Consider the following 14,660-nt stretch of genomic DNA (forward strand, 5'->3'; position numbering starts at 1 on the left):
ATGGCCCTCACATCCGTCCCGGGACGAGCGCGCGACGCGCGCTGGGTCCTCGCGATCTGCTGGGTGACCGTCGTGTTCGACGGCTACGACCTGATCGCCTACGGCACCGTGGTACCGAGCCTGCTGCGCCACGAGTCGTGGGACCTGAACGCAGCCGAGGTCGGGCGGATCGGCAGCCTGGCCCTGGTCGGGATGCTGGTCGGCGCGCTCGTCGTCGGCACCCTCACCGACCTCGTCGGACGCCGCCGGATCATGCTGTGCTGCCTGGTCTGGTTCTCCGTCGCGATGCCGCTGACCGGGCTGGCGCCGAACCCGGAGATCTTCGGGCTGCTGCGTTTCGTGACCGGGCTCGGCCTCGGCGGGGTCGTCCCGACGGCGATCGCGCTCACGATCGAGTACGCGCCGCCCGCGCGCCGCCAGCTCCACAACGCGCTGATGTTCTCCGGGTACTCCATGGGCGGGGTGCTCGCCGCCGTCCTCGCCCTGGTCGCGCTCCCGTCCGGCGGGTTCCGCGTCATGTTCTTCTGCGGGGTCGCGCCGCTGGTGCTCGTCGTTCCCCTCGCCTACCGGCTGCTGCCCGAGTCGGCCGCCTTCCTCGCGGCGCGCGAACCCGCGTCGGCGGACGCCGGGGGAGGCGCGGCGGGCAGGTTCGACTCCATCCGCTGCCTGTTCTCCCGCCGGAACCTGCTCGGCACGCTGCTGTTCTGGACGATCTCGCTGATCGGGCTGCTGCTGGTCTACGGGCTGAACACCTGGCTGCCCGAGCTGATGCGCGACAGCGGCTACTCGATGGGCTCGTCGCTGACGTTCCTGCTGGTCTTCAACGCGGGCGCGGTCGTCGGGGTGATCGCCGCGGCGGCGCTGGCCGACCGGGTGGGGGAGCGCGCGGTGGTGTGCGGGGCGTTCGCGGTCGCCGCGGTGTCCGTGCTGCTGTTCGCGACGCGTCCCTCGCTCGTGCCGCTGCTGGTGCTCACGGCCGTCGCCGGGTTCGGCGCCAACAGCCAGACCATGGTCAACGCCCTGGTCGGCGGCCACTACCCGCCCGCGGCGCGGGCGACCGCGCTCGGCTGGGCGCTCGCCGTCGGCCGGATCGGCGCGATCATCGGCCCGGTCTACGGCGGCCTGGTCGTGACCGCCGTGGACGACGGCGTCCTCGGGCCGAACTGGCACTTCTACGCGTTCGCGGTCCCGGCCGTCGCCGCCGCCGGGCTCGTGCTCCTCGTTCCCCGGCCGGGGGACGCGACCGACAACGAGACGAAGGATGAGGCCGATGCGAGATCGACCACCGGTGGACGGGCGGCCGGCGGCCGTCAGCGTCCGTGACGCCGCGTTCGCGGTGCTGCGCCGCCTCGGGCTGACGACGATCTTCGGCAACCCGGGGTCGACCGAGATCCCGTTCCTGACCGGGCTGCCGGACGACATGGCGTTCCGGCTGGCGCTGCACGAGGGCCCGGCCGTCGGGATCGCGACCGGCTGGGCGCTCGCGCGGGGCCGTCCGGCGCTGGTGAACCTGCACACGACCGCCGGGCTCGGCAACGCCGTGGCGGCGCTCGCCACCGCCCGCGCCAACCGGGCGCCGCTCGTGGTCGTCGTCGGCCAGCAGGACCGCCGCCACCTCGCGCACGACCCGTTCCTCGCGGGCAGGCTGGACGGCCTCGCCGGGGAGTACCCGGTGTGGACGCACCAGCCCGTCCGGGCGCAGGACGTGCCGGGCGCCCTCGCACGCGCCCACCACGAGGCCGTCACCGGCGCGGGCCCGGCGCTGGTCGCCGTCCCGATGGACGACTGGGACGCCCCGGCCGACCCCGGCCGGGGCGCCGCCCCGCTCGTCCTGCACCGACCCCGCGCGGCGGACGGGGAGGGCGCCGCACGGCTCGCCGAGGCGCTCGGTACGGCCCGCGCCCCCGTGGTCGTCGCCGGGGCCGGCGCCGACGGGGCGGAGGCGTGGGACGCGCTGGCCGACCTCGCGGGCAGGCTGGGAGCGCCGGTGTGGCAGGAGCCGTTCGGGGCGCGGGCGGGCTTCCCGCAGGACCATCCCGCGTTCGCCGGGCACCTGCCGCCCGGACGGTCCGCGCTGCGAGCGGCGCTCACCGGTCACGACGTCCTCCTCGTCGTCGGCGCGCCGGTGTTCCGGCAGTACCCGCGCGAGCCGGGGGAACTGGTGCCGGACGGCATGCGCGTCCTCCAGGTGACGGCCCATCCGGACGAGGCGCATGGCAGCGTCGCCGACCTCGCGGTGGTCGCCGACCCGGCGGGCGTGTGCCGCGCGGTGGCAGGGCGGCTTCCCGGCCGCGACACCGCGCCCCCGGCCCCGATGCCCGTCGCGGCTCCCGTTCCGGCGCCGGGGCCGGGGGAGCCGCTGCGACCCGCGCACGTGTTCGACCTCCTCGCCCGCCTCCTCCCGGCCGACGCGGTCGTGGTCGAGGAGACCCCGTCCAGCCGTCCCGAACTGCACCGCCGCGTGCGCGCCCGGGCGCCGCTGGGCTTCCTGAGCGCCGCCGCGGGCGGGCTCGGCTTCGGCCTCCCGGCGGCGGCCGGCGTGAAGCTCGGCGCTCCGGACCGCCCGGTCGTCGCGGTGCTGGGCGACGGGTCGTCGCTGTACGGGATCCAGGGACTGTGGAGCGCGGCGCACTACGGAGCGGGCGTGCTCTACGTCGTCCTCGCGAACGGCGGCTACGCGATCATGGACCGGCTCGCCGAGCGGGCCGGGCCGGGGAAGGCGCCGTGGCCGGGGTTCGCGGAGGTCCGCGTGTCCGCGATCGCCGAGGGTTTCGGCTGCCCGGCGCGGCGGATCACCTCGCACGAGGAGCTGGCGCGGGTGCTGACCGAGGAGCTGCCGTCCCTCCGCGACCGGCGGACGCCCCTGCTGCTCGACATCGACGTCGCCGCCGACCCCGCTTATGGATGACGATTCCGCCCCGGTCGCGAATTACCCGGGCGGTATTCGGGGGCGATTTCATCGCCGTCCATTCAACGGACCGGGTGCGGCGCCCGGTCGCCACCCGATCCTAGGCTTCGAGGAACGGCCGGACCTCGATTCGATCTTTTCCTTCCGGCCGCGAACCTGTGATTTCCGGACTGCCGAGGAGTGGTGCCATGAAGGTTTTCGACGTACGGGAGATCACCCGAGGGGTCGACGCGGCGCTTGAGGTGACCCGCGACCCGAGGCACCGGCACATGCTGAAGAACTACCGCAGGCACGCGCTGCTGGAGGTGTCGGGTTTCTGGGAGGACATCCTCATTCCGGCGATGACCGTCGAACATCCCCTCTACCGGCTCACCGAGCGCGGGCGGACGCACGTGTGCGACGGCATGGAAGAGGTCCGCGCGTTCTACCGCGAGATCGTCGACAACGGCGTGAACGTCTTCGGCGCGCTGGAGGAGGAGGTCGCCGTCTCCGATTACGGAATCTTCATCGAGGCCGTTTTCGCGCAGGTCGTTCGGGGCACCGATGCCGCGCTCGCCGGTGAGGACGTCGACCCCGGCGGTACCTACCAGATCTCGCACCGGTTCGCCGCCGCGTGGCCCTACCGCGACGGGCGGCTCGTCGGCGAGTTCATCTACGACGACACCGGAAGCTGGCGTTTCGACGAGGTGGACGCGTCCGCGCTCATGTCCCCGGCCGAGGCGCGCGAAGCCCTCGCGCCCTATTTGGAGCAGAGCCCCCTTTCCGAGATCGAGGACGGCCTTCGCCTCTTCCGGGGCTGAACTGAAAGGAGAGCGAGATGGCCACGCTCAATGGCGGGTACGTCGACGTCCACGCGCACTTCACGCCGCCGAGCACCGAGGAGGAACGGGTGCGCGGCTGGCAGGCCATGCTGGCGAAGGGAATCTATTTCCGCGAACCCCACGAATGGTCGCTGGAACGCACCCTCGCGTACATGGACGCGTCCGGCACCGCCATGCAGATGCTCAGCAACATCCCTGGTGACCTGCGGCGACTTCGCGCGTCCAACGACTACGGCGCGTCGCTGGTGGCGTCCCACCCGTCCCGGTTCGGCCTGCTGGCGGCCCTGCCCACCGACGATCCCGCGGCAGCCGTGAACGAAGCGGGACGCGCCCGCGACGACCTCGACGCCGACGGGTTCGCGGTGACGACGAACTACAAGGGGGTTCACCTGGGGCACGAATCCCTCGACCCGCTGTGGGAGCGGCTCGACGACTGGGCGGCGGTGGTGTTCGTCCATCCCGACGCGCGCCTCCCGCCGGTTCTCGACCATCCCGTCCCGCTGTACGAGGTGGCCTTCGACACCGCGCGGACGGTGTTCGACATGGTCTTCCGCAAGACGTTCGCGCGGTACCCGAACATCACCTTCGTGATCGCCCACTGCGGCGGCGCGTTCCCCGCCCTCACCGGACGGCTGGAACTGCTGGGAAACGAGTCGTGGGTCCCGCAGGGAGTGACGGCGGAAGAGGTCGACCGCCAGACTTCCACCCTTTATGTCGACACCGCCGCCACGGCGTTCCCCCATTCCCTGCTCCCGGCGATGGCGACGGTCGGGGCAGACCACATCGTCTACGGGAGCGACTGGGGCGCGCCCTGCACGACCGAGGCCACGGCCGAGTCGAACCGCACGAGCCTCCTGGAATGCGGCGCGCTTTCCGCCGATGAGGCGGACGCCGTCGGCGGTCGCGCGCTCGAACTCTTCCCCCGCGCGGCGCAGCGCATAGCCGACGCCGAGTAGAACCGCCGCGCTTCACAGCTCCCCACACGAGTGACGTGCCCTCTTCGGCGCGCCGCATATGTCCCACTCCAACTCATGGGGAGTCTCTTCATGTCCGCCATCAGGCGTGCCCAACGGCAGAACACCCTCGTCCTCATCATGTTCTTCGCGGCCGGGATCGTCTTCCTCGACCGTTTCGGCATCACCTTCCTCTTCCCGCAGATCGGTGACGAGCTGCACCTGAGCAACAGCCGGCTCGGGTCGCTGGTCTCCGTCACGGCCGTGGCGTGGGCGATCTCCAGCCTGATCTTCTCCGTCGTGTCCGACCGGCTCGGCGGCCGGACGAAATGGATGATCGTCGCGAGCCTGGTGCTGTTCTCGTGCGCGGTCGGGCTGATCGCGCTCGCCCCGAACTACGAGACGATGCTGCTGCTCCGCGCGCTCATCGGCTTCTGCGAGGGCCCGGCGCTGCCGCTGATCCAGGGGGCGGTCGCCCGGTCGTCGTCGCCGGAGCGGCGCGGGCGCGACATGGGCGTCGTCATCGCCGGGACGCTGCTCATCGGCAGCGCGCTCGCCCCGGGCATCATGATCGGGCTCGCGACGGCGCTGGGCTGGCGGCTCGCGTTCCCGCTCGTCGCCGTCCCCGGTATCGCGGTCGCGGTCCTCGTGGCGGTCTTCATGCGCGAGGACGGCCCGTCCGACGCGGACGCCCCGCGCGTCCGGGCCCGTGACTTCCGGCTCGTCCTCGCCGACCGCAACGTCCCGCTGACGCTGCTCGGCTCGACGGTCTGCATCGGCTCCAGCATCGGCTTCGGCACGTTCGCGCCCGCCTACCTCCACGACGAGGGGCTCTCCCGGGGCACCGCGACGCTCGTCCTCACCGCGTACGGCTGCGTCATCGCGCTCGGCAGCGTCGTCGCCCCGGCCGTGTCGGACCGGGTGGGACGCAGACCCGCGCTGTTCGCCGCCGCCGTCGCCAGCGGGCTCGTGCCGGTGTTCTTCGTGCTGTTCGCCCATTCGGTGCCGCTGCTCCTGGTGTCGTTGGTCGTCGGGCTGGTGGCGGGCGGGTCGCTGACGCTCGTCACCTACGTGGTGCCCGGCGAGTCGGTGCCCCGCGAGCTGATGGCGACGGCGTTCGCCCTCCAGATCGCGGTGGGCGAGACGGTCGGCGGGGCGCTCGGCCCGCAGATCGGCGGCGCGGTCGCCGACGCCACCCACAGCCTCGCGAACGCCCTGCTGCTGTACGGCGCCGCGCCGCTGGTGCTGGCCGTGGTCGCCCTGCTGATCCGCGAGACCTCTCCCCGCGCGGGCAGGGCGACGCCCAAGCAGAGCGCCCCGGACGCGAGCGGCGAGGCCGCCCTCTCCTGACCAGCACAAAGGCCCGCCCCCCTCGCAGGGGGCGGGCCTTCCGATGTGCGGGATCAGCCGAGCAGGGCGCCGAGGAGGCCGGTCAGCTCGGACACGGCCGCGTCGGCGGCGGGCGACAGGCCGGGCATGCCGAAGAACGGGTGGATGAGGCCCGGGTAGAGGCGCAGCGCGGTCGGGACGCCCACCTCCAGCAGCCGCGCCGCGTACACCGTGCCGTCATCGCGGAGCGGATCGAAGCCCGCCACCCCGATCACCGCCGGGGCGGCGCCGGACAGGTCGGGCGTCAGGGCCGGGGACACGCGCGGGTCGGCGGCGAGGGCGTCGTCGGCGCCGAAGTAGAGCGTCCTGATGACGTCCAGGTCGTCGCGCGTCAGGAAGTAGCCGTCGGCGTTCTCCTCGACGGACGGGTACCGCGCCGCGAAGTTCGTCACCGGCGAGGCGAGCAGCTGGCCCGCCACCGGAAGTCCCTCGCCGCGCGCCCGCAGCGCCGTGACCGCCGCGAGGTTGGCGCCCGAGCTCTCCCCGGCGAGGCCGACGCGCGCGGGGTCGCCGCCGAGGTCTCCGATCGACCCGTGGACCCAGCGCAGCGCGGCCGTCGCGTCCTCGACCGCGCCCGGGAACGGGTGCTCGGGCGCGAGCCGGTAGCCGACCGACACCACGACGGCGCCGAGGTCGTGCGCCAGGCGGCGCGCGACGTCCTGCGTGAGGTGGGTGCTGCCCATGACGAAGCCGCCCGGGTGGAAGTACAGGACGGTCGGCACCGGGCCCGGCGCGTCCAGGACGGGCCGGACGACCTTGAGCCGCAGCCCCGAGACGACGACGTCCTCGACGCCCTCCACGGGGGCGAACCGCGCGGGGTCCCAGTTCCCCTCGATCGCGGCCCGCATGCGTTCGCGCATCTCGGCGGGGGTGCCGGCGAAGCCGGGCGGGGCGCCGGCGGAGCGCAGCGCGGACAGGAACCCGGCGACGGCGGGGTCGAGTGACATGGCGGCCTTTCGGAGTTGGACGGGACGGATCAGCCGAGGAGGCGGCGCTGGGAGGCCAGCGCCAGCTCCCGGGCCCGGTCGTAGCGGTCGCCGACGAGGGCGCCGGCGCGCTTGCGGACGGCGCCGTCGACCAGGACGGTGTCGACGTTGCCGGGGTGCGCGGCGGTGACCAGCGCGGCCACCGGGTCGGTGACGGGGAACAGGTTGGGGTCGCCCGCGCGGACGAGGACGACGTCGGCGCGCTTGCCGGGGGTGAGGCTGCCGACGCGGTCGCCGAGCCCGAGCGTGTCGGCGCCGCCCTGGGTCGCCATCGCGAAGACGTCGGCGGCGGTGAACGGGCCGAGCCGGTCGGCGAACCGCGAGCGGCCCTCGGCGAGCTGGCTGCGGTGCGCGGCGAGGGCCGCGCGCATCTGCGTGAACAGGTCGGCGGCCCCGGCGGTCTCGGTGTCGGTGCTCAGCCCGGCCGTGATCCCGAACGCGCGCACCCGGTCGATCGGGGTGTGGCCGATGCCGGGGAGGGCCTGCTCGTGCTGCGGCGCGAGCGCCACGGTCGCGCCGCTCGCCGCGATCATCGCGAACTCCTCGTCGGACGACTCGCTGCAATGCACGAAGTTCAGGTCGGGGCCGAGCAGCCCCGCCCGCTCCAGTTGCGCGATGGCCGCCAGCGCGCCGAACTCCGTCCCGCACCCCATGTGGATGGAGACGCGGATGCCGAGGTCGCGCGCCATCGCGAGGTCGGCGCGGGTCGCCGCGAGCGTGGCCAGCTCGGGGCCGCGCCCCGCGAGGTGCAGGGTGACCAGGCCGCCGTCGTCCGGCAGCAGGTCGCGGCGGATCCGCCGGACGTCGCCGGTGTGCGGGCGGTCGCTGCCCGAGATCCAGGCCGGGAGGTCCACGAGCGGCCAGCCGTGCCCGAACACCGCGCGGACGCCGCTGTCGCGCAGCGCCGCGACGGCCCGGTCGGCGTGCCCGGGCGAGTTCTGGACGTGGGACCAGTCCATCAGCGTGGTCGTGCCCGCGTCGAGGGCCGACAGCGCGCCGAGCAGGTTCCCGGCGTAGACGTCCTCGGGCCGGTAGCGCGGGCCGAGCCGTCCGAACATCTCGCCGAAGTAGGCCGGCAGGTCGAGTTCGGTGCACCGGTGCCGGACGGCGGACTGCCACGTGTGCTTGTGCGTGTCGACCAGCCCGGGGAACACGAGCATGCCGCTCGCGTCGATCACCTCGGAGACGCCGTGCTCCCGCAGGCCGGGGCCGACGGCGCCGATCACACCGTCCTCGACCAGGACGTCGCACCCGGTGATCGTGCCGAGCGCCGGGTCGCCGGTGACGACCCAGCCGTTCTCGATGAGGATGCCGCCGCGTTCGCTCATGCCCGCTCCTTCTCCGGTCGCGTCGCCGCCAGGTAGGCGGCGGCGACCTCCTCGTCGCCGGGCCGCTCGGCCCAGGCCCGCGCCACGTAGGCGTCGGGACGGATCAGCACCGCCGCCGCGTCGAAGAGCCGCGCGAGGTCGGCGGCGGACGCGGTCACGCCGGTGACCCCGTCCGGCAGCGACCGCGCGGCGCCCGGGCCGTCGGCGAGGACGAACCCGGCCTCGGCGGCGACCCGCGTGTAGGTCGACCCCGCCGGGGATTCGAGGGCGAGGTCGCTCACCCGGACGCCGTCCGCCGCGTGGCCGTCGCCGTCGCGGTGGTAGGACGTGCCGAAGCCGCTCAGCCGGTTCCGCATGATGGCGTTGACCTCGGGGATCGGCACGAGCTCCCGTTCGACGAACTGCTTCAGCGCCATCCCGGCGGGGGAGAAGTCGAAGTGCAGGGCGCACTGCGCGGCGACGTCGTCCATCAGCGCCCGCAGCACCGGGTGCCGCTCGTCGTGGTAGGTGTCCAGCAGCGCGTCGGACGCGCGGCCGGTCGCGGCGAAGCCGAGCTTCCAGCCGAGGTTGAAGGCGTCCTGGATGCAGTAGTTCATGCCGATGCCGCTCGCGGGGTAGTGCACGCGGGTCGCCTCGCCCGCGAGCAGCACCCGCCCCCGGCGGAACCGCGGGACCATGCGGTGCGCGTCGCCGTACCGCGACAGCCACCGCGCCGACGCCACCCCGAAGTCGCTCCCGAAGATCAGCCGCAGCGACTCACCGACCTCCTCGATCGTGACCGGCTCGGTCTTGTGGACGTTCCGGCGGTGCTCGGCGACGATGATGAACCGGGTGATCCCCCGGCCGAACGGATAGGCGAGCACCCAGCCGTGTTCGTTGCGTTTCATCTGCATGGACGCCTCCCAGGGGAAGGGCAGGTCGGCGTCCGCCGCGACGGCGGTCATCCGCGTCTTGCGGCCCTCGAACGGGATCCCGGCCGCCTCGCGGACGAGGCTCCGCGCCCCGTCGGCCCCCACCAGGTAGGACGCGGTGAATTCGAGGGCGCCGCCGTCCGGGTCCTGGGCGGTGACCGTCACACCGTCCCCGGTGTCGGTGTGGCCGGTGTAGGTGACGCCCCGGCGCAGGTCGGCGCCCTGCTCCACGGCCCATTCCGCGAGCAGGTGCTCGGTCGTCGTCTGCGGCAGGATCAGCGCGTAGGGGAACTTGCTGTCGAGCTGGTCGTAGCGCAGCCCGGTCAGCCCGGCGTAGATGTAGCGCGGCACCTCGAAGTCGGGGCGCCACCGCTCCGCCGCCGCGCGGAACCGGCCCATCAGCCCCCGGGCGTCGAACAGTTCCAGGACGCGCGGCTGGATCACCCCGGCCCGCGAGTGCGTGTCGCCCGTGCGGCGTTCCACGACGATGACGCGGGCCCCGGCGCGCGCGGCCTCGGCCGCGACCGTCAGGCCCGCGGGTCCGCCGCCGATGACGACGACGTCGGCGGACGTGGCGCTGTTCGACATGTACTGCCTCCACTGGAGCAGCCGTTGTACGGCTCCTTGACCGGCATGCGGTCATCACGGCCGCATTTCCGCAGCATCGAGCCGGTGAAGACGGCCGTCAATCGGGTCGTCCATTCAATGTTCAACCCCTTGAACTGCGTAAATATCGGCGGCATAGTCTGTACGGCAACAGCGGACTTCCGACCGGACAACGGTCGAGCACCGCACCCCCCGGCCGGGAAGGAGCCATATGCCGCGTGAGAACGCCGGCCCGGACTTCGTCGAGGCCCTGGCCCGCGGGCTCGACGTCCTCCGGTGCTTCGGCTCGCGTCCCGTGCCGATGTCCCTCACCGAGATCGCGACCGCGACCGGGCTCGCCCGGCCGACCGCGCGCCGCATCGTGCGCACGCTCGAACACCTCGGGTACGCGCGCACCTCGCCCGAGGGGGTCGTGCTCACGCCGCGCGTCCTGGAGCTCGGCGTCGCCTACACGCTCTCGGCCGGGCTGTGGGAGGTCGCGCTCCCGCACCTGCGCGACCTCGTGGAACGCACCGAGCAGGCGGCGTCCGTCGCCGAGCTGGACGGCTCGGACGTCATCTACGTCGCGCGCGTCGAGGTCCCCAAGGTCGTCTCCGTCAACGTCACGGTGGGCATGCGCCTCCCCGCCGCGAGCACGGCGCTCGGCAAGGTGCTCCTCGCGTCCCTGGGCGACGGCGACCTGCGCGAGGCGCTCCGCACGCCGAGCCGGTCGCCGCACCGGGCGCACCGCCCGAGACCGGCGGGGGAGATCGAGGCCGAGCTGCGGGAAGTGCGCGCCCGCGGCTGGGCGTCGACCGACGGGGAGGCGGCGCCCGGAATCCGCTCGGTCGCCGCGCCGCTGCGCGACGGCGACGGCCGGACGGTCGCGGCCGTCAACCTCGCCGCGCTCGCCGCCGAGGTCGGCCCGCGCGAGCTCGTCGACGACCTGCTGCCGCTGCTGCTCCAGACGACCGGCGCGATCGGGCGCGACTACGAGCTGATCCACGCCGCGCCGCAGCGGTCCGTCCGCCGGACGTGACCGCCTCCCCGCCCCGACCCCGAAAGGTGACCATGGAATCGGCAGAGCTGTTCAGCGAGGAGCGGTCGGCCGAGGTGGTCGCGGCCAGCCTCGCCGCGACGCCCGACCCGCGACTGCGGCGGGTGCTGACCTCGCTCGTCCGGCACCTGCACGACTTCGTCAAGGACGTCGAACTGACGGAAGCCGAGTGGGCGACGGCGATCGGCTATCTCACCGACACCGGGAAGACGTGCACGGACACGCGGCAGGAGTTCATCCTGCTCTCCGACGTCCTCGGCGTCTCGATGCTGGTCGAGACGATCAACAACCGGGCGGGCGGGGGCCTCACCGAGTCCACGGTCGAGGGGCCCTTCCACATGGTCGCCTCGCCGCCGCGCGCGCTGGGCGCCGACATCGCCGAGGACGGGAAGGGCGCGCCGTGCCTGGTCACCGGTAGCGTGACGGGACCGGACGGGCGGCCCGTGCCCGGCGCGACCGTCGATGTGTGGCAGGCCAACGACGAGGGCTACTACGACGTGCAGCAGCCGGACGTCCAGCCCGCGCTGAACCTGCGCGGCCTGTTCACGGCCGATGACGAGGGCCGGTTCTGGTTCCGCTCGATCGTCCCGCGCCACTACCCGATCCCGCAGGACGGCCCGGTCGGCAGGCTGCTGGAGGCGACGGCCCGGCATCCGAACCGTCCGGCGCACATCCACTTCGAGGTGTCGGCGCCCGGATACCGCACGGTGACGACGCACCTGTTCGTCGCGGACACGCCCTACATCGACTCCGACGCGGTGTTCGGGGTCAAGCCCAGCCTGGTCCGCGAGTTCCCCACGGTCGACGACCCGGAGCGCGCCGCCCGGGTCGGCCTGCCCAACCCGTTCCGCACGGTGAACTTCGACGTCGTCCTCCGCCCTGCCGGCGCCCACGCACAGGAAGACTGATCCATGTTCCAGACGTCCTTCTCCTACGACGCCCTCCCGATGCGGGTGCGGTTCGGCTCCGGCTCCCTCGCGTCCCTCCCGGACGAGATCGCCCGGCTGGAGGTGCGCCGCGCGCTCGTGCTCTGCTCGCCCAGGCGGCCCGAGGAGGGCGAGGCCGTGGCGGCCGCGCTGGGCGGGCGGTCCGCCGGGGTGCTCGCCGAGGCGCGCATGCACGTCCCGGTCGAGGTGGCGCGGCGGGCCCGCGACGAGGCCGCCCGGCTCGGCGCCGACTGCTGCGTGGTCGTCGGCGGCGGGTCGGCGATCGGGCTCGGGAAGGCCGTCGCGCTGGAGCACGGCCTGCCGGTGGTCGCCGTCCCGACGACGTACTCGGGCTCGGAGATGACCCCCGGGTGGGGCCTCACCGAGAACGGCCGCAAGCGCACCGGCAACGACCCGCGGGTGCTGCCCAGGAGCGTCCTGTACGACCCGGACCTCACCCTCGGCCTGCCGGTCGACGTCTCGGTGACCAGCGGGTTCAACGCCGTCGCGCACGCGGTCGAGGCGCTGTACGCACCCGACCGGTCGCCGGTGATCTCGCTGATGGCGCAGGAGGGCGTGCGGGCGATGGCGGCGGCGCTGCCCGCCGTGGCCGCGGACGGCGCCGACCTCGACGCCCGGACGCGGGCGCTCTACGCGTCGTGGCTGTGCGGGGCGTGCCTCGGCACCACGACGACGGGGCTGCACCACAAGGTGTGCCACGCGCTCGGCGGGACGCTCGACCTCCCGCACGCGCCGACCCACACGATCGTCCTGCCGTACGCGCTCGCCTACAACCAGGCCTCGGCGCCCGACGCGGTCGAGGCGCTGTCGCGGGCGCTGGACGCGTCCGACCCGGCCCGACGCCTCCACGAGCTGGCGGGCTCGCTCGGCGCCCCGCGCTCGCTGCGGGAGCTGGGCATGGCCGAGAGCGACATCGACCCCATCGCCGCGCAGGTCGTGGACGCCCGGCCCGCGAACCCCGCGCCCGTCACCCTCGACGGCGTGACCCGCCTGCTTCGCGCCGCCTGGAGCGGCGAGACCCCCTAGCCCTCCTGGTACATCGCGAGCAGCGTCTCACGAACGCGCGTGACCAGCGGCGACGTCTCGCCGTCCCGGGTGGCGACGGCCAGCTCCACATGCACGGGGCTGCCCGTCAGCGGCCGGAACACGACGCCGGGCAGCGGCAGGTACCGCACCGATTCCGGGACCAGCGCGACGCCGAGCCCGGCGGCGACGAACACGAGCAGCGTCGAGGTCTCCGCGACCTCCTGCACGAGGCGCGGCCGGTAGCCCGCGCGGCGGCACGCCTCCAGCACCGCGTCGCGGATCACCGACCGGTGCCGGGACGGGTAGCTCAGGAAGTGGTCCTCGCGCAGGTTCCGCAGGTCGACGTCGGTTCCGTCGGCGAGCGGATGGCCCTCGGGGAGCGCGACGATCAGCCGTTCGCGGCGCAGCGGGCGCACGTCCAGCTCCGTGCCCGGGAGCGGCGTCCGGACGACGGCGAGGTCGAGCCTGCCCTCGCGCAGCGCGTCGGCCTGGTCGGGGGTGAGCATCTCGCCCTTGAGGTCCAGCTCGACGCCCGGCAGCTCGGCGCGCAGCCGCCGCGCGAGCGCGGGCAGCATCGCGTAGGTCGCGGTCCCGATGAAGCCGATCGCCACGCGGCCGACCTCGCCCGCCGCGACGCGGAGCGCCTCGGCGCGCGCGTCCTCGACCGAGGCGAGGATCGTCTTCGCGCGGGCGAGGAGCCGCTCGCCCGCCGGGGTGAGCGTCACCCGCCGCGTCGAGCGGTCGAGCAGCGTGACGCCGACCTCCCCCTCCAGCTTCTTGATCTGGAGCGACAGCGGCGGCTGCGCGATGTGCAGCCGCTCGGCCGCCCGTCCGAAGTGACCCTCGTCGGCGACGGCGACGAAGTACCGCAGGCGCCGCAGCTCCATCCCGGACCCCCCCGATTAAGACCGTTCGTATATCATACGACTAACTTAGTTATATTGGATCATATGAATCCGGCGGCCTAGGGTCGGGGCCATGGACAAGGTGATCGCGACCGCGGCGGAGGCCGTCGCCGACGTTCCGTCCGGCGCGAGCGTCGCGGTCGGCGGGTTCGGCCTGGCGGGCATCCCGCGCTTCCTCATCGAGGCGCTGCTGGAGCAGGGCGCGGACGGCCTGACGATCGTGTCGAACAACTGCGGCGTGGACGGCGCGGGCCTCGGCCTGCTGCTGGAGAAGCGCCGAATCAGCCGCGTGATCGCGTCTTATATCGGGGAGAACCGCGAGTTCGGCCGGCAGTTCCTCGCGGGGGAGCTGGAGGTCGAGCTGACCCCGCAGGGCACGCTCGCCGAGCGGCTGCGCGCGGGCGGCGCCGGGATCGGCGCCTTCTACACCCCCGCCGGGGTCGGCACGGTGGTCGCCGACGGCGGCCTGCCGCTGCGCTACCACCCGGACGGGACGCCCGCCGTGACCTCGCGTCCGAAGGAGGTCCGGGTGTTCGGCGGGCGGGAGATGGTCCTGGAGGAGGGCATCGTCACCGACGTCGCGCTCGTCCGCGCGGCGGTCGCCGACCGGCACGGCAACGCGGTCTTCCACGCCGCCGCCCGCAACTTCAACCCCGCCGCCGCGATGGCCGGGCGGCTCACCGTCCTGGAGACCGAGCGGCTGGTCGAGCCCGGCGAGCTCGACCCGGACGCCGTCCACCTCCCCGGCGTGTTCGTCGACCGGGTCGTCGCGCTCACCCCGGCGCAGGCCGCCGAGAAGTCGATCGAGAAGCGCACCGTCCGCCCCCGTCCCGCAGGAGGATGA

General features: G+C 73.8%; 13 protein-coding genes. 9 read left to right on the forward strand and 4 right to left on the reverse strand.

The features are described 5' to 3' along the window. The 5 genes from K2F47_RS18075 to K2F47_RS18095 all read left to right on the forward strand — a co-directional run bounded on the left by K2F47_RS18075 (position 1) and on the right by K2F47_RS18095 (position 6,032). Entirely contained in the window at positions 1-1,323 is a 1,323-nt protein-coding gene (locus tag K2F47_RS18075) for an MFS transporter (RefSeq protein WP_242904933.1), read from the forward strand. Continuing rightward, on the forward strand, positions 1,271-2,908 hold the full coding sequence (locus tag K2F47_RS18080; protein ID WP_242904940.1) for a thiamine pyrophosphate-dependent enzyme: 1,638 nt from the start codon (positions 1,271-1,273) through the stop codon (positions 2,906-2,908). Before K2F47_RS18075 ends, K2F47_RS18080 begins: the two co-directional genes overlap by 53 nt. 188 nt (positions 2,909-3,096) lie before the next feature. Next, positions 3,097-3,708: a hypothetical protein gene (locus K2F47_RS18085; protein ID WP_242904949.1), complete on the forward strand. Its 612-nt coding sequence runs from the start codon at positions 3,097-3,099 to the stop codon at positions 3,706-3,708. 17 nt (positions 3,709-3,725) lie between these two features. Beyond that, positions 3,726-4,685 (forward strand): amidohydrolase family protein, encoded by a 960-nt coding sequence (locus K2F47_RS18090; RefSeq protein WP_242904963.1) that lies wholly within the window; start codon positions 3,726-3,728, stop codon positions 4,683-4,685. A gap of 90 nt (positions 4,686-4,775) precedes the next feature. After that, positions 4,776-6,032 carry an MFS transporter gene (locus tag K2F47_RS18095; protein ID WP_242904965.1) on the forward strand — a complete coding sequence of 419 codons (1,257 nt, stop codon included), beginning with the start codon at positions 4,776-4,778 and terminating at the stop codon, positions 6,030-6,032. Positions 6,033-6,085: 53 nt separating this feature from the next. Here K2F47_RS18095 and K2F47_RS18100 read toward each other — a convergent pair whose 3' ends face one another. The 3 genes from K2F47_RS18100 to K2F47_RS18110 are packed head-to-tail and all read right to left on the reverse strand — an operon-like array spanning position 6,086 to position 9,884. Further along, positions 6,086-7,018 (reverse strand): alpha/beta hydrolase, encoded by a 933-nt coding sequence (locus K2F47_RS18100; protein ID WP_242904967.1) that lies wholly within the window; start codon positions 7,016-7,018, stop codon positions 6,086-6,088. Positions 7,019-7,047: 29 nt separating this feature from the next. Then, entirely contained in the window at positions 7,048-8,385 is a 1,338-nt protein-coding gene (locus tag K2F47_RS18105) for an amidohydrolase family protein (protein WP_242904974.1), read from the reverse strand. Further along, on the reverse strand, positions 8,382-9,884 hold the full coding sequence (locus K2F47_RS18110; RefSeq protein WP_242904981.1) for an FAD-dependent oxidoreductase: 1,503 nt from the start codon (positions 9,882-9,884) through the stop codon (positions 8,382-8,384). Before K2F47_RS18110 ends, K2F47_RS18105 begins: the two co-directional genes overlap by 4 nt. Before the next feature lie 229 nt (positions 9,885-10,113). Here K2F47_RS18110 and K2F47_RS18115 point away from each other — a divergent pair, with 229 nt between their 5' ends. The 3 genes from K2F47_RS18115 to K2F47_RS18125 are packed head-to-tail and all read left to right on the forward strand — an operon-like array spanning position 10,114 to position 12,911. Beyond that, positions 10,114-10,920 carry an IclR family transcriptional regulator domain-containing protein gene (locus K2F47_RS18115; RefSeq protein ID WP_242904983.1) on the forward strand — a complete coding sequence of 269 codons (807 nt, stop codon included), beginning with the start codon at positions 10,114-10,116 and terminating at the stop codon, positions 10,918-10,920. 32 nt (positions 10,921-10,952) lie between these two features. Then, positions 10,953-11,846: an intradiol ring-cleavage dioxygenase gene (locus K2F47_RS18120; RefSeq protein WP_242904985.1), complete on the forward strand. Its 894-nt coding sequence runs from the start codon at positions 10,953-10,955 to the stop codon at positions 11,844-11,846. A gap of 3 nt (positions 11,847-11,849) precedes the next feature. Next, complete coding sequence (locus K2F47_RS18125; protein ID WP_242904987.1) at positions 11,850-12,911, forward strand: maleylacetate reductase; 1,062 nt, start codon at positions 11,850-11,852, stop codon at positions 12,909-12,911. On the opposite strand, the gene K2F47_RS18130 is transcribed toward K2F47_RS18125, so the two are convergent. Continuing rightward, complete coding sequence (locus K2F47_RS18130; protein ID WP_242904989.1) at positions 12,908-13,798, reverse strand: LysR family transcriptional regulator; 891 nt, start codon at positions 13,796-13,798, stop codon at positions 12,908-12,910. The genes K2F47_RS18125 and K2F47_RS18130 overlap by 4 nt on opposite strands. A gap of 91 nt (positions 13,799-13,889) precedes the next feature. Here K2F47_RS18130 and K2F47_RS18135 point away from each other — a divergent pair, with 91 nt between their 5' ends. Continuing rightward, positions 13,890-14,660: a CoA transferase subunit A gene (locus tag K2F47_RS18135; RefSeq protein ID WP_242904991.1), complete on the forward strand. Its 771-nt coding sequence runs from the start codon at positions 13,890-13,892 to the stop codon at positions 14,658-14,660.

The sequence above is a fragment of the Actinomadura terrae genome (genome assembly GCF_022751215.1).
GTDB classification, from domain to species: domain Bacteria; phylum Actinomycetota; class Actinomycetes; order Streptosporangiales; family Streptosporangiaceae; genus Spirillospora; species Spirillospora terrae.